The sequence below is a fragment of the Oceanitalea stevensii genome (genome assembly GCF_014837105.1).
Lineage (GTDB): Bacteria > Actinomycetota > Actinomycetes > Actinomycetales > Actinomycetaceae > Oceanitalea > Oceanitalea stevensii.
The window spans coordinates 18498-33732 of the sequence record NZ_JACSPO010000010.1 but is presented as its reverse complement, the minus strand read 5'-3'; the positions used below and the strand labels follow the sequence as shown (position 1 = coordinate 33732).

The following is a 15235-nucleotide window of genomic DNA, read 5'->3' as shown; positions in this document are numbered from 1 at the left end:
GGTGAGGAGTCCGGCTGTCGGCGGAGCGGCTGTCGGGCTAGGCGGAGGCCCGGCGGCGGGCGAGGAGGATCGTGCCTCCCGCGGCGAGGAGGACGACCGTGGCGAGGGCGGCGACGGTGACGGCGGCACCGGTGATGGCCAGGCCACCACCCGGTGCGGGAGGCGCTGCTCCGTCTCCGCCGGTCGCCGGAAGCTCTCCGTCGTCGGGGGTGTCGGTGCCCGGCTCGTCGGTCGGTGCGCCCGCGCCCGGCTCCTCGGACGGGTTCTCGCTCGGCTCCTCGGTGGGCTCGTCGGTCGGCTCCTCGGTGGGCTCCTCGGACGGGTCCTCGGTGGGCTCCTCGGTCGGCTCGTCGGTCGGCTCCTCGACGGGCTCGACGACGGCGAGCACCGCGCTCCCCGACGACGGCGCCGTGGCCGGGTCACCGGTGTAGGAGGCGGTGATGTCGTACTCGCCCACGGGGAGGTCCGGGAGCGCGAAGGTGGTGCCGGCCGCGCCGGCCGTCCCGGTGAAGGTGCGCCCGGCGACCTCGAGGACGACCACGCCGCCCGGCTGCACACCGCCGGCGGCGACGACGTCGACGACCGCGGTCGCCGGTGTCCCGGTCTCCAGACTGTCGGGCACGGTCACCTCGACCTCGGTCGGGACCTCGCCGGCGCTCACGGGCAGCGCCGGCGCGAAGTCGGTGGTGACGCGGTCGCTCACCTGCTGCTCGAGCGCGAAGCCCATGGCGAGCACCTCGGCGTCCGACCAGGCCCGCCCGAGCACCTGCAGGCTCATCGACTCGCCCAGCGGGCTGGCACCCACCGGCACGACGACCGTCGGCAGACCCACGCTCGAGGTGAGCACGCCGGTGGCGCGGTCGGAGGTGTGGACGGCGGAGGCGACATCGTTGTTCCCGATGGCCGAGAGGAAGCCGGGGTACACGACGGCGTCGACGCCCGCCTCGTCCATCCACTCGGCGATGTGCTCCTTGTAGCGGTCCCGCCAGTCGAGGTAGGCCTCGACCTCCTCGTCCGTCATCGGCTCGGTGTCCCGCTCGCGCTGGTTGTACGGCAGGACGAGCGGGGAGGAGAGCAGCTCGTCACCGTCCGCGTAGGGGAACGCGGTCTGCTCGGCGATGTACCGCTCCCAGCCCTCGGCGCCGCGGTTGCCTCCCGGGGCGCGCTCGAAGCTCGGGGGCTCCGGGATCTCGACGACGGTCGCGCCGGCCTGCGCGGCCAGGAGCTCGAGCGACTCGCGGGCCGCCGGTCCGGTCGGGTCGCCGGAGATGGCGGTGGAGACGAAGGATCCGGGGATGACACCGAGGACCGCTCCGTCGAGGGCGCCGTCGTCCAGTCCCGCGGTGAAGGACTCCGGTCGCAGCGTGTTGTCCACCCGCGCGGTGAGCAGGTCGTCAGGGTTGTTGCCGGTGCTCCGCGTCGAGGTGGCGTCGAGCAGGAACGCGAGGTCGGTGACGGTCTTCGCCATCGGACCGGCGTAGTCCTGGGCCCAGGTGAGTGGCATGACGCCCGAGGTGGAGGACAGCCCGTCGGTGCCGCGGAAGGTCGCGAGCCCGGCCGAGGTCGACGGCGCGTACAGGGACACGCCCGTCTGGGAGCCCATCGCCGCGGCGGCGAGGTCCGCGGCGACGGCGGTCCCCGAGCCCCCGGAGGAGCCGTGCGACGTCTTCGAGGGGTACAGCGCGTTCCACGTCTGCATGAAGCCGGACTCCGACATCGACCCGGAGTTCGCGAACTCGGAGAGGTTCGTCTTGCCGATCATGACCGCGCCGGCCTCGCGCAGCCGCGCGACCTGCCAGGCGTCCGCGGCGGGACGGTAGCCCTCGAGGGCCAGGGTGCCGCCCGTCGTCGGCATGTCGGCCGTGTCGTAGAGGTCCTTGAGGGCCACCGGGATGCCGAGGAGGTCGCTGTCCGCGCCCGCCGCGCGCGCCGCGTCAGCGACGGCGGCCTGCTCGAGCGCGTCGTCCGCCACGGTGATGAAGCTGCGGAAGCCGAGTGCGCCGTCGTCGTACGCCTCGATGCGGTCGAGGTAGGCGCGGGTGAGCTCGACGCTCGTCGTCCGGCCCGCGCGCAGGTCGGCCTGCAGCTGGGCGATGGTCGCCCCGGTGGCGTCGTAGCCCGCCGTCGTCGACGCGGCCTCGGACGCGAGGGTGGTGAGCTCGGCGGTGGGCTGGGCGAGCAGTCCGGCGGCGGCGCACGCGGCGTCGTCGGACAGGTCGAAGTTGACGACGCTGCACAGCGCCGGCTGGTCGAGCCCGTCCACGTCCGGCTCCTCCGCGAGCGTGCGGGTGGTCGCGGTGAGCGCGTCGAGCGCGCCGGCCTCGTCAGAACCGGCGACGACGTAGCTGAGGAGGGACTGGCTCTCCCCGGGCGCGATCGTCAGCGAGTGGACGAACCCGGGGTGGTTGGCGCGGGAGCCGGTCGGCTCGTAGGGCGCGGTGAACGGGCCGGCCTGCTGGTCACCGAGGGCGTCCACCCCGTGCCCGACGACGATGCCCACCGGGCGGACGCCGTCACCTGCCGGCGCGGACGTCAGCCACACGTCCTCGACCTCGAGGGCGGTGTCGCCGTCGGACGTGCCCGCGATCGTCCCGGCGTTCCTGCCGGTGCCGGAGCCGAGGGACCCGCCGAAGGAGACGTCGACGGTGAGCGGCGCACCCGTCGTGTTCGTGAAGGTGTCGAGGAAGCGGAGGCTCTCGCCCGCGACGTCGAGCGTCCGGGCGACCTGCACGCCGTCGAGCAGGACGGAGCGGGCGGACTCGAAACCGCCGTCGTCGGCCGTGATCCCGAAGCCGCGGAGCATCTGGCCGTTCATCCGGCCCTCGCCGCCGTCGACGCTGAGGAACACGTTGCCGAAGCCCTCGAGCCGCGAGCCGGGCAGGGACCGGATCGAGCCGGTGTCCAGGCCGGGACGGTAGGCGTCGTGGATGGTGAAGGTGGCGCCGCCCGAGGTGGTGACGTCCGTGACGGCGGTGGCCGCGGGCGCGGTGACGGCGAGCAGGGCCAGTGCGGCGGCCAGTCCCGCGGCGGCGTGGCGTGTCGAGGTCGGCATGAAGGTCCTTCCGCTAGGCCGGCCCCCGGTGGGCCGGCGTCGCCATCCCAGCGGACACGCGTTGCCGCGCCGCGTCGCGGACGTTTCGCTGGCGTAACAGGGCGCGGCAGGGGTGCGCGGGACGGGCCGGCCGGGGCACTACGGTATGGACGGCCGCGATTCGGAAGGAACCGAGATGACGCACCCCACCCCCACCGCCGACGCCCACCCCGGCAGCGACGACTACCGCCGCGCCCAGCGGGCCGAGCTCCTGCGCTTCGCCGCGGGCGCCCGTTGCGAGCTCGGCTTCGGCTACCTCGACGAGCGGGGCGCGGTGGACCCGACGACCGTCGAGCTGTGGATCACGTGCCGCATGACGCACGTGTTCAGCCTCGGCGTCCTCGCCGGTGAGGAGCCGGCGCCCGGCGGTCCGTCCCGCGAGGAGCTGGCGGCGCTCGCGGCCCACGGCGTGCGCTCCCTGCGCGGCCCGCTCCACGACGACGAGCACGGCGGCTGGTTCGCCGCCGTCACCGCCGACGGCCCGTCGAACGCGACGAAGCAGGCATACGGCCACGCCTTCGTCGTCCTCGCGGCGAGCTCCGCGGTCGCCGCGGGGGCCGAGGGGGCGCAGGAGCTGCTCGACCTCGCCCTCGCGGCGCAGGAGGAGCACTTCTGGGACGAGGAGGCCGGGCTCGTCGTCGACGAGTGGGACCGCGCGTGGACCGCGCTCGACCCCTACCGGGGCATCAACGCCAACATGCACAGCGTCGAGGCCTACCTCGCCGCCGGCGACGTCACCGGGGACCCGCGCTGGCACCGTCGCGCCGGGCGCATCTCCGCGCACGTCGCCACCTGGGCGCGGGACAACGACTGGCGCATCCCCGAGCACTTCGCCACCGACTGGACCCCGCTGCTCGAGCACAACCGCGACCGCCCGGCCGACCCCTTCAAGCCCTACGGCGCCACCGTCGGCCACGGCCTGGAGTGGGCGCGTCTCCTCCTCGCGGTCGACGCGACGCTCGGCGCGGACGCCCCCGCCGGCCTGCGCGAGGCCGCCGTGGCGCTTGCCGCCCAGGCCGTCGAGGACGGCTGGGACGCCGACGGCGCGGAGGGCTTCGTCTACACGACCGACTGGTCCGGGGAGCCCGTCGTCCGGGCGCGGATGCACTGGGTCGTCACCGAGGCCATCGCCACGTCCACCGTGCTCGAGCGGGTGACGGGCGACCCCGCACACGGTGCCGACCTCGAGCGCTGGTGGGGCTACGCCGACACCTACCTCGTCGACCGTGAGGGCGGCTCCTGGCACCACGAGCTCGACCCCGCGAACCGGCCGGCGTCGGGCACGTGGGAGGGCAAGCCGGACGTCTACCACGCCTACCAGGCGGCCCTCATGGCCGACGTCCCCCTCACCCCGTCCTTCGCCTCGGCCCTCCGCGCCGGCGCCCTCCACCCGGCCTGAGCGCCCGGCCTCCCGCCTGAAGGCACCCCGCTGCTGAAACTGCTCCGGGAGGCTGAGATATCAGCCTCCCGGAGCAGGATCAGCAGCGCGGACGGGGAGGGGGCGGCGCCGCCGCCCGCCCGCTCCTACCGGCGGACGGTCACCTTCACCGGGGCGCTCGCCGTCGTGCCGGCGGCGTTGGTGAGCTCGGCGACGTAGGTGTACGTCCCGGGCGCACGGCCGCTCACGGTGGCCGTGGCGCGCTGGGCGCCGGGCGTGGCCGCGACGAGCGGGCCCTCGGCGACGACGACGCCGTCCTCGAGGATCCGGTAGGACGTCGCGTTCGTGCCCCACCACAGGTTCGCGGTCACAGTGAAGGCGCCGTCGCCGTCCCAGTTGTCGTGGCTCAGCTGCGCACGCCCGGGCTCGGCGTCGTCGACGACGACGGTCACCGGCTGCGTCTGCGTCCCACCCTGGGAGTTGATGAGCGTCGCGGTGTACGTGTACGTCCCGTTCGGCCGGCCGCTCACCGGGACCCGCAGCGACTGCGCCCGCGGGGTGGCGAGCTCGAGGTTCTCGACGGCGATGAGCTCACCGTTCTCGTACAGCGCGAGGACGCTGCCGTTGGTGCCCCACCACAGGTCGACGAGGACCTCGAAGCTGCCGTCGTGCAGACCGGTGGCCCAGCCGCTCGTCGTGCGCAGCGAGGCCTTGCCCGGCGCGGACGTCTCGTCGTCGTCGGGGATCTCGGGGATGACGAGACCGCCCTCGCAGGCCTCCTGCTCGGCCGCCGTCGGCGTCCAGCGCAACCAGGCGAAGGAGGCCTCGATCTCGGCCGCGTCCGTCGCGCCGCGCATGGCGAAGGGCCCGACGGCGGTGGGGGACAGCGCCCCGAGGTCCACCGGCCGGCCCCACGGCTCGAAGGTCTCGCCGTCGAAGGACACCGACGCCACCGCGGTGTCGCCGTCGCTCGTCAGCCGCAGCCAGAAGGTCTCGCCCAGCCCGGCACCGGGGACCACGGAGTCGAAGCCGGTGTTCCGGTCGCTGCCGCCCCGCCGCAGGATGTACTCCAGGCGCAGCCCCTGGGAGCCGTGGACGAGGTCGAGCTTGGCGTAGTTCGCGTCGTCGGCGTAGAGGAGCAGGCCGGCCTGCTGGAAGCTCTGGTCGGGGCTGATACTCAGCTCGGTGGTCACCTCCCACGCGCCGTCGGGCAGGTCCTGGAGGAGCAGCGGCGCGCCGCCCACGCCCGCCCGGTAGGTGGGCAGGACGAGCGAGCCGTCGCGCAGCTCGTGCGCGCTCGCGTCGGTGCGGACCCCCGCGGACCACAGGTCGGCGTCCAGGGCGGCGCCGTCGAACTCGTCGGAGGCCGCGCCGCTGCACTGCTGGCGCAGCGGGTCCGGGTCGGTGCCCGGAGCCGGCTCGCGCACCGCGTCGGGGTTCAGCTTGGCGTACTTGATCGTCGCGCCCAGGCGGTCACCGGACTCGTAGAAGAGGTAGGTGCCGGTCTCGTCGGTGACGATGTCCGGCGCGGCGACGCGTCCGGTGTCGTCGCCCACGCCGCTGGCCTCGTGGAGGGTCCAGGTCGGGCCGGTCTCGGTGAGGGCGTCGTTCACCGTGCGCGCGTGGATCTTGCCCGACGACGCGTGGTAGATGACGTACAGCTGCCCCTCCCACTCCCACAGGTTGGCGCTCGAGACGTTCTGCCCCTCGGCGGCGCCGGGGACGACGAGCGGGTCGGGCCGCACGTCCCACTCGCGCCCGTCGTGGGACTCCGCGACGCGGATGCGGCGGATGTTCTGCGGGGTGTTGTCCATGTAGAACATCGCGTAGGCGTACGGGGAGTCGGCGTCGGGGTGCTCGAAGACGCGTGCGTAGGAGGTCTCGGTGATCCCCGGCCCGCCCTGCGCCGTCGTCACGGCCTCGCCGCCGTACTCGAAGTGGATCCCGTCCGACGACGTCGCGTACCTCGTCGTCGTGTTCTCACCGTGGAAGTACAGGTAGAGCTCGTCCTCCTCCGGGTGCCAGAAGGGCTCGGGGGTCGCGACGTGCGAGACGGAGTAGTGCTCGCCCCACTCGTTGGCGATGACGGGGCTGCCCTCGTACTCCGTCCACGGTCCCGCGAGGGAGTCGGAGTACATGAGGACGATGCCGCCCGGGGCGTCGTGCGGGCCGAGGTAGAGGTACCACTCGGCCAGCGGGTCCTCGAGGTGGGCGCCCGCGTGGAAGACGGCGGGGAAGATGTACTCGTTGGTCGGGTTGTAGGACATCGTCTCCTTGTCGGTGATGACGCCCTGGTACTCGAAGACCGGCAGGTCCTCCTGGCTCGGTCCGTCCTGCACGACGGCGGTGGCCGCCTGCGTGGTGGCGGCGGCGTCCTCCCGTGGTCCCGCCGCCGTCGCGGGGGCCATCGCCCCCGCCAGCACGGTGAACGCCAGGGCGGCGGCCGTGGCGAGCCGTGGTGCTCGTGCTCTCATCCGTTCTCCTCCTTCGTCGCTGAAGCAGTGCCCGGCACCGTCGTCGGTGGGGGCGTGTGCTCGGCATCGAACAGCGTCATACGCAAAACGACAAGGGTTGGGCGCCCAGTTAGGCCTTGCCGCACCATGTGCCGCCCAGTTATGCGCATGACTTGACGTAAATGCCGGTGGTTGTAGTTTTACGCAAAACCCGCTTCTCTAGGCCCACTCGGTCGAAGGGGACAACGATGGTGGTCAAGGGACGGCGCGCGACGCAGGCAGACGTCGCACGCCTCGCGGGCGTCAGTCAGACGACCGTGTCGATGGTGCTCAACGGCACCGGCGCGGCCCAGCGCCGGGTCAGCGCCGAGGTGCGCGAGCGCGTCCTCGAGGCGATCGCCGTCACCGGCTACTCCGCCAACCCCAGCGCGCAGCTGCTCGCGGGCGGCCGCAGCTCGATCATCGGCGTCTACACCTACGAGCCCGTCTTCCCGCACTCGGGCGGCGACTTCTACTACCCCTTCCTCGAGGGGATCGAGGACGAGGCCGAGCGCTCCGGCGTCGACCTCCTCATGTTCACCTCGATGTCCGGCCGCTCCGGCAAGAGCCTCCTCTCCACCGGCCGCGTCGGCCGGCTGCGGGTGGCCGACGGCTGCGTCCTCCTCGGGCGCCGCAGCTACCCCGAGGACCTCGCCGAGCTCTTGCGCCAGGACTTCCCCTTTGCGTTCGTCGGTCGCCGCGAGGCTCCCGAGGGCCAGGCGCCCTACGCGGCCGCCGCCTACGGCGAGGCCACCCGCGCCGTCGTCGAGCGCCTCGTGGACCTCGGCCACGAGCGCATCGTCCTCGTCAACGAGTTCACCGGCCACGAGTCGATCGAGGACCGCTCCCGCGGCTACCGCGAGGCGATGACCGCCACCGGGCTCCAGCCGGTCACCTTCGACGCCCCGGACCTCGAGTCCGGTGCCTTCCTCGACACCCTCCAGGGCGCGGGCGTCACCGCCGCGCTCGTCACCTCCGACCTCGCCGCCCCGCTGCGCCGCGCCGCCATGGCCCGCGGCCTGGACGTCCCCCGCGACCTGTCGATCGCCCGGCTGGGGGACCCGGAGCGACCCAACGGCGAGGACGTCGACTGGAGCGGCTTCCTCATCCCGCGCTGGGAGATGGGCGCCCACGCCCTGCGCATCGTCCTGCGCCAGCTCACGGCCGACGCGGCCGCGGGCGGCGACCTCCAGGTGAGCATCCCCTGCACCCTCGTCCCCGGGGCGACCGTCGCCCCGCGTCAGTAGCCGGTCACCCGGCCAGAAGAAAGGCACAACTGGTGGAACTACGCACCCAGGTCCTCGTCGTCGGCGGAGGACTCGGCGGGGTGGCGGGCGCGCTCGGCGCGCTGCGCCACGGCGCAACCGTCGTCCTCACCGAGGAGTTCGGCTGGCTCGGTGGCCAGTCGACCTCGCAGGCCGTCCCGCCGGACGAGCACCCGTGGATCGAGGACTTCGGCTGCACCGCGTCCTACCGCCGCTTCCGCGACGGCATCCGTGACTACTACCGCCGCAGCTACCCGCTCAAGGAGGCCGCGCGCCGCAAGAGCGACCTCAACCCGGGCGCCGGCTGGGTGAGCAAGCTGTGCCACGAGCCCCGCGTCGCCGTCGCCGTCATCGACGAGATGCTCGCCCCCTACGTCTCCAGCGGCCGGCTGCGCGTTCTCATGCACCGCCGTCCCGTCGCCTGCGAGACCGACGGGGACACGATCCGCTCCGTCACCCTCGAGGACCTCCGCACGGGTGAGCGCACGACCGTCGGTGCCGACTACGTCCTGGACGCGACCGAGACCGGTGACCTCCTGCCGCTGTCCGGCACCGAGTACGTCACCGGCTTCGAGTCCTCCGCCGAGACCGGGGAGCCCAGCGCCCCGGTCGAGGCGCAGCCGGAGAACATCCAGGCCGTCTCGGTCTGCTTCGCCGTCGACCACATCGCGGGGGAGGACCACACGATCGAGCGCCCCGCCCAGTACGACCACTGGCGCTCGGTCCGTCCCGACTTCTGGGGCGGGAACCTCCTCAGCTGGACGGCGCCGCACCCGCGGACGCTGGAGATCACCGAGCGGCACTTCGAGCCCAACCCGGGCGACGAGCCGCTGTCCGTCTTCGCCGACCAGAGCCTCAACCCCGGCGACGGCAACCTGTGGACCTTCCGCCGCATCGCGGCGAAGGACCTCTTCGAGCCGGGCACCTACCCCAGCGACATCACGCTCGTGAACTGGCCGAGCATCGACTACTTCGAGGGACCGGTCATCGACGTTCCCGAGGACGTCGCCGCCGCCCGCCTCGAGGACGCCCGCCAGCTCAGCCTCTCGATGGTCTACTGGATGCAGACCGAGGCCCCGCGCCCCGACGGCGGGGCCGGCTGGCCCGGCCTGCGCCTGCGCCCGGACGTCATGGGCACCGAGGACGGCCTGGCGATGGCGCCCTACCACCGCGAGGGGCGCCGCATCCGTGCGCTCGAGACGATCCGCGAGCAGGACGTCTCCCTCGCCGTCCGCGGCGACGCCGGCTCGCGCCGCTACGCCGACAGCGTCGGCGTGGGCATGTACCGCATCGACCTGCACCCCTCCACCGGCGGCGACAACTACATCGACGTCGGCTCCGCGCCCTTCGAGATCCCCCTCGGCGCGCTCGTCCCGCAGCGGATGACCAACCTGCTCGCGGCGGCGAAGAACATCGGCACCACCCACATCACCAACGGCTGCTACCGGCTGCACCCGGTCGAGTGGAACATCGGCGAGGTCGCGGGCGTGCTCGCGGCGACGTCGATCACCGACCGCACCACCCCGCACCAGGTCCACGGCGACCCCGCCCTCGTGGACCAGCTGCGCTCGCGCCTCCTCGCCGACGGCGTCGAGCTCCACTGGCCGGACGGCGTCTATGGCTACTGACCCGGCCCCCCTCCACCTGTCCACGCGCCGCTCGGCGCTCGGCACCACCCCGAAAGAAGGAGAGAAGATGGTTCACCGTCGAACTCTGGTCCCTGCTCTCGCCGTCCTCGTCGTCGGCTCCCTCGCTGCCTGCGGCAGCGCCGACGACGGCGAGGCCGCCACCCCGGACTCGCCCGTCGACCTGCGCATGACCGTGTGGACCGCCGACGAGAGCCAGCTGGCGCTCTTCGACGAGATCGCCGCCGACTACGTCGAGGCGAACCCCGACACCGTCGCGAGCGTGACCTTCGAGGCGCTGCCCTTCGAGGACTACACGACGACGCTCACCACCCAGCTGGCCGGCGGCAACGCCCCCGACCTCGCCTGGATCTTCGAGAGCTCGGCGCCCGAGTTCGTCGAGAGCGGCGCGCTCACCGACATCCGGCCCACCCTCGAGGGCACGGAGGGCTACGCGTACGACGACCTCCTCGAGTCCGCGACCGGCCTGTGGTCCGACGGCGAGGGCCTCTACGCCTACCCCTTCTCCAACTCCCCGTTCGTCATGTTCGTCAACACCGACCGCATCGCGGAGTCCGGCCAGGACGACCCGGCCGACCTGCTCGCCGCGGGGGAGTGGAGCTACGACGCCGCCCGCGACATCTCCGCGGCGAGCGCCGAGGAGCTCGGCGGCGCCGGGATGGTCGTGCGCGACTTCGACTACGCCGGCTGGGGCAACCTCGCGACGGTCTGGGGCGGCTGGGACGCCGCGCCGTGGTCCGAGGACGGCACCCAGTGCACCTTCACCGACCCCGAGATGGTCGAGGCGATGACGTGGTTCCACGACGCCGCCTTCGCGCAGGGCGCCATGCCCGGCCCCGGCACGAGCAGCGACTTCTTCGCCGGTGACGTGACGATGACGATCACCCAGATCTCCCGGGCCGCCTCCCTCGACGGCTCCTTCGAGTGGGACGTCGTCCCGCTGCCCGCCGGCCCCGCCGGTCAGCAGAACGTCATCGGCCAGGCCGGGATCGGCGTCCTCGCCAACGCGGACAACCCCGAGATCGCCGCGGACTTCCTCGCCTACTTCACCAGCCCGGAGAGCGCCGAGAAGCTCGCCGCCTACTTCCCGCCGCCGCGCGAGTCCCTCCTCACCACCGAGGTCCTCGGCGACGCCAACCCGCTCCTGTCGCCCGAGCAGCTCGAGACCGCCGTCATCAGCAGCATCGTCGACGCCCAGGTGAAGCCGGCCCACCGGAACTTCGCCCAGCTCGACACCGCCGTCCGCGGCGCCCTCGACGAGATGTGGAACCCGGGGGCCGACGTCGAGGCCGTGCTCGGCAACGTCTGCTCGGCCATCGAACCGCTCCTCGAGAACTGATGGCCGCACTCACCAGCACCCAGGCGGGCCGGCAGCGCCGGTCCGCCTGGCGGCGGCGTGACGCCGCCTGGGGCTACGCCTTCACCGCCCCCGTCATCGCGGGCAGTCTCCTGTTCGTCGTCGGGCCGCTCATCGCCGTGATCTGGTACTCGCTGCACGAGTGGAACGTCCTGGCGAACACCTTCACCTTTGCCGGTGCCGCCAACTACGAGCGGATGCTGCAGGACTCCGCCCTGCACGACTCGCTCGTCGCGAGCCTGTGGTTCTCCGTCGGCGTCGTCGTCCTCAACATCAGCCTGGCGCTGGGGCTCGCGGTGCTCCTCAACCAGAAGCTGCCGGGGACGACCTTCTTCCGGGTCGCGTTCTTCTCCCCGGTCGTCGTCTCGCTCGTCGCGTGGACGATCGTGTGGGGCTTCCTCCTCCAGGCCGACGGCGGGATCAACTCCTTCCTCGACGGCCTGGGGATCGACGGTCCGAACTGGCTGCGGGGCAGCGTGACGGCGATGGTCGCCGTCGTCGTCGTCCAGGTCTTCAAGAACGTCGGCCTCAACATGATCCTGTTCCTCGCCGCCCTCCAGGGCGTGCCGGAGGAGATCCAGGAGGCCGCGACGCTCGACGGCGCGGGCCCGTGGCGGCGCTTCCGCTCGATCGTCCTGCCGATGATCTCCCCGACGCTGCTGCTCGTCTCGATCCTCACGATCGTCGGCTCGCTGGAGACCTTCGCGCTCATCGACGTCCTCACCAAGGGTGGGCCGGGGAACACGACGACGGTGCTCGTCTACTACCTCTACCGCCAGGCCTTCGAGTTCAACCAGTTCGGCTACGCGAGCGCCGTCGCCGTCCTCCTGTTCGTCATCGTCCTCGCCCTCACGCTCGTGCAGTGGCAGACGAGAAAGCGGTGGGTGTTCCATGAAGTCTGACCTGGTCGACAAGGCCGTCGGGGAGACGACCTTCACGCCCCCGCCCGACACGACGCCGCGACCTCGGCAGGCCCGACGCCGCCCCTGGCGCTGGGTGCTCGTCGTCGTCATGGCGCTCGCGTGCGTCCCCTTCCTCTTCCCCACGTGGTGGATGGCGACGTCGAGCATGAAGACGACGAGCGAGATCCTGCGCGTGCCGCCCACCCTGTGGCCCGCCAGCCCCTCGCTCGAGCCCTACCGGCAGGTCTTCGAGCTGCAGCCCTTCGCGCAGCAGTACTGGAACAGCCTGTACATCGCGGTGCTCGTCACCCTGGGGACGATCCTGTTCTCCTCGATGGCGGGCTACGCCTTCGCGCGGGTGAAGTTCCCGGGGGCGAACGTGCTGTTCGTCCTCGTGCTCGTGGGGCTGCTCGTGCCGATCGAGGTGACGATCGTGCCGCTGTTCCGGATGGTCAACTCCGTCGGGCTCATCGACACGCACTGGCCGCTCGTGCTCATCCCGATCCTCGGGGCGCCGAGCGTGCTCGCGACCTTCATCATGCGGCAGTTCTTCCTCGCGCTGCCGGGGGAGCTGGAGGAGGCCGGCCGCATGGACGGGCTGAGCCGCTTCGGGATCTTCTGGCGGATCGCCTTCCCGCTCGCCCGCCCGGCGGTCGCCTCGGTCGCGATCTTCATGTTCCTCAAGTCCTGGAACATGTACCTCGAGCCGATCGTCTTCCTCTCCAGCCGGGAGAACTTCACGCTGCCGCAGGCGCTGACGCAGTACGTCGACGCGTACGGCGGGCCGATCTGGAACGTCCAGCTCGCGGCGACGACCCTCACGGTCGTGCCTGTGCTCGTCGTGTTCATCTTCGCCCAGCGCCAGTTCATCCAGGGCCTGGCCCAGACCGGCCTCAAGGGCTGAGGCGCGGCCCTCGCCTCGGCCCCGCACCCCCGCTGCTGATACTGCTTCCCGCGGCTGAAGCATCAGCCTCCCGGCGCAGTATCAGCAGCGCGGACGAGCGGCAGGCGCCGGGAGCCGGGCTCCCACCCCCGCCCATGTTCACGTCACGACGCTGTGAGGACCCATGACTGACCGACCCACCCGACGCTCCGCCGTCGCCGTGCTCGCCGCCGCTGCTCTCGCGACGGGCGCGCTCGCCAGCCCTGCCGCCGCCGACGTGGCCGACGACGACCCCCAGCTCGTCGTCGTCCCGCTCGACGACCGGCCCGCCAACGTCTACTTCCCGACGATGACGGCGGCCACCGCCGACGTCGACGTCGTCCTGCCGCCCGAGGAGCTCGTCGGCACCTTCACCACGCCCGGTGACGGTGACTCCGTCGGGCAGTGGCTGCTCGAGCAGGACGACGCAGACGGCTACGTCGTGTCGGTGAGCATGCTCGCCTACGGCGGGCTCATCGCCTCGCGCACCGGCGTCGCGGCGACGGCGGAGGAGGCCCGCGAGCGGGTCTCGGTGCTCCAGGAGCTGCGCGAGCAGAACCCGGGCACGCCGATCTACGTCTACGACACGATCCAGCGGCTCGCGCTGTCGGCCCTGGGGGAGAACGCGGAGCTGTACTACACGCTCATCCAGCAGTGGGCGATCCTCACCGACCGGGTGGAGAACCTCGGGGAGGAGGAGCTGCGCGACGACCTCGAGGCCATCCGTGCGCAGATCCCCGACGACGTCCTCGCCGACTACGTGGCCGCGCGCGAGCGCAACCACGAGGTCAACCGGATGCTCGTCGAGTGGGCCGCCGACGGCGTCGTCGACCACCTGGTCCTCGCGCAGGACGACGCCGCGCCCCACGGCCTCCACCGGGCGGAGCGGGAGCAGCTCCGGGCGCTCGTCGAGGAGCTCGGCGTGCAGGACACGGTGCAGATCTTCCCGGGCGCCGACGAGGTCGACGCGACGCTCGTGAGCCGCTTCGTCCAGCAGCTCAACGGGACCAGCCCTGCGGTGGCGGTCGAGTACTCAGGCATCGACGGCTCGGAGTGGGTCGCGCCCTTCGAGGACACGACCTACGCGGAGAACGTCGAGCGGCACGTCGTCGCGGCCGGCGGGACGGTCGTGGCGCAGGACCCGGACATCTGGCTCATGGTCAACACCCCGTCCGACGACGACGGCGACCGGGCGGCCGACCTCGACGCCTTCGTCGCGCGGGTGGCCGAGCTCGAGGAGGCGGGGGAGGACGTCATCGTCCTGGACGCGCTCGAGGTCAACCGCGCCGAGCGGGCGCTGACCGACCGGCTCGAGGAGTCGGTGGAGGTCGCGTCCCTGCTCGCGTACTCGGCGTGGAACACCGCGGGCAACGCGCTGGGCATCGCGACCGGGCACGGCTTCGCGCGCTGGTCCTACCTGGAGGCCGGCTCCGCCGGTGACCCGGTGGAGGAGCTGGTCGAGCAGGCCGAGGCGCACATCAGCTACCTGCTCCACCGCTTCGTCCTGGACGACAGGTGGAAGAACGACGTGCAGATCGCCGCCTACGCCGAGGCGCAGGGACGCGGCTGGAACGTCTTCGGGCTCACCGAGGAGCAGACCGAGGTGATGGAGGCCTTCGTCGTCGAGCGGCTCGTGCCGCTGACCGAGGACTTCCACGCCGAGCACTTCGCCGGGCAGGAGGTCGAGCTCGCGCGCGGGACGGCGCCGGCGACGGTCGGGGAGCTCTCCTCCACGCACGTGGCCCTGCCGTGGCCGCGGCTCTTCGAGACGGAGCTCGAGCCGCACGTGCAGGTGGTCGCGCCCGAGCCGGAGCCGGAGCCGACGGAGGAGCCGACGGTCGCGCCGACGGAGGAGCCGACGGTCGCGCCGACGGAGGAGCCCACCGCGGCGCCGACGACCCCCTCCCCGGCCGAGCCCGGGGCAGGCGGCGGCGCGGCGACCGCTCCCGCTGCGCCGGCGTCGTCGCCGTCCGGACCTGACCGGCTGCCGGCGACCGGTGCCGCGACGCTCGGAGCGGCCGGGCTCGTCGGCGCGCTCCTCCTCGGCGGTGCCGCCCTGCTCGTCGCCCGCCGGAGAACCGCTCCCTGAGCCCCGCGGGGGGTGTGCCGGGCGAACCCCGCTGCCGAAAGCGCTCTGGGCTGCTGATATCTCAGCAGCCCAGAGCGCTTTCAGCAGCGTGGA

9 protein-coding genes are annotated in these 15235 nt (G+C 72.6%); 7 read left to right on the top strand and 2 right to left on the bottom strand.

Features of this window, described 5'->3' with window-relative positions:
* Positions 1-37: 37 nt before the first annotated feature.
* The gene (locus H9624_RS13650) at positions 38-3052 is read right to left on the bottom strand and encodes an amidase (RefSeq protein WP_251840447.1); all 3015 of its coding nucleotides are present in this window, start codon (positions 3050-3052) and stop codon (positions 38-40) included.
* Positions 3053-3227: 175 nt separating this feature from the next.
* Between H9624_RS13650 and H9624_RS13645 the strand changes: the two genes are divergently transcribed.
* Positions 3228-4490 (top strand): AGE family epimerase/isomerase, encoded by a 1263-nt coding sequence (locus H9624_RS13645; RefSeq protein WP_251840446.1) that lies wholly within the window; start codon positions 3228-3230, stop codon positions 4488-4490.
* A 125-nt stretch (positions 4491-4615) separates the two neighbouring features.
* Here H9624_RS13645 and H9624_RS13640 read toward each other — a convergent pair whose 3' ends face one another.
* Positions 4616-6943 (bottom strand): beta-xylosidase family glycoside hydrolase, encoded by a 2328-nt coding sequence (locus H9624_RS13640; RefSeq protein ID WP_251840445.1) that lies wholly within the window; start codon positions 6941-6943, stop codon positions 4616-4618.
* A gap of 227 nt (positions 6944-7170) precedes the next feature.
* On the opposite strand from H9624_RS13640, the gene H9624_RS13635 reads away from it, so the two are divergent.
* From H9624_RS13635 to H9624_RS13610, 6 genes are all read left to right on the top strand, one after another.
* Entirely contained in the window at positions 7171-8208 is a 1038-nt protein-coding gene (locus H9624_RS13635; protein ID WP_251840444.1) for a LacI family DNA-binding transcriptional regulator, read from the top strand.
* 29 nt (positions 8209-8237) lie between these two features.
* Entirely contained in the window at positions 8238-9854 is a 1617-nt protein-coding gene (locus tag H9624_RS13630; protein WP_251840521.1) for an FAD-dependent oxidoreductase, read from the top strand.
* A gap of 67 nt (positions 9855-9921) precedes the next feature.
* Positions 9922-11211, top strand: a complete 1290-nt coding sequence (locus tag H9624_RS13625) for an ABC transporter substrate-binding protein (RefSeq protein ID WP_251840443.1) — start codon at positions 9922-9924, stop codon at positions 11209-11211.
* Positions 11211-12131, top strand: a complete 921-nt coding sequence (locus tag H9624_RS13620) for a carbohydrate ABC transporter permease (RefSeq protein WP_251840442.1) — start codon at positions 11211-11213, stop codon at positions 12129-12131. The genes H9624_RS13625 and H9624_RS13620 overlap by 1 nt, the downstream gene beginning before the upstream one ends.
* Before the next feature lie 109 nt (positions 12132-12240).
* A complete protein-coding gene (locus H9624_RS13615; RefSeq protein ID WP_504740263.1) occupies positions 12241-13035 on the top strand; it encodes a carbohydrate ABC transporter permease in 795 nt (264 codons plus the stop codon).
* Between the two features lie 163 nt (positions 13036-13198).
* A complete protein-coding gene (locus H9624_RS13610) occupies positions 13199-15142 on the top strand; it encodes a DUF4127 family protein (protein ID WP_251840440.1) in 1944 nt (647 codons plus the stop codon).
* Positions 15143-15235 lie beyond the last annotated feature (93 nt).

Excerpts from the sequence above, each read along its gene's own strand:
- H9624_RS13610 (WP_251840440.1), top strand. The coding sequence starts at position 13,199 with ATGACTGACCGACCCACCCGACGCTCCGCCGTCGCCGTGCTCGCCGCC.
- H9624_RS13640 (WP_251840445.1), bottom strand. The coding sequence starts at position 6,943 with ATGAGAGCACGAGCACCACGGCTCGCCACGGCCGCCGCCCTGGCGTTC.
- H9624_RS13645 (WP_251840446.1), top strand. The coding sequence starts at position 3,228 with ATGACGCACCCCACCCCCACCGCCGACGCCCACCCCGGCAGCGACGAC.
- H9624_RS13635 (WP_251840444.1), top strand. The coding sequence starts at position 7,171 with ATGGTGGTCAAGGGACGGCGCGCGACGCAGGCAGACGTCGCACGCCTC.
- H9624_RS13625 (WP_251840443.1), top strand. The coding sequence starts at position 9,922 with ATGGTTCACCGTCGAACTCTGGTCCCTGCTCTCGCCGTCCTCGTCGTC.
- H9624_RS13615 (WP_504740263.1), top strand. The coding sequence starts at position 12,241 with ATGGCGCTCGCGTGCGTCCCCTTCCTCTTCCCCACGTGGTGGATGGCG.
- H9624_RS13650 (WP_251840447.1), bottom strand. The coding sequence starts at position 3,052 with ATGCCGACCTCGACACGCCACGCCGCCGCGGGACTGGCCGCCGCACTG.
- H9624_RS13620 (WP_251840442.1), top strand. The coding sequence starts at position 11,211 with ATGGCCGCACTCACCAGCACCCAGGCGGGCCGGCAGCGCCGGTCCGCC.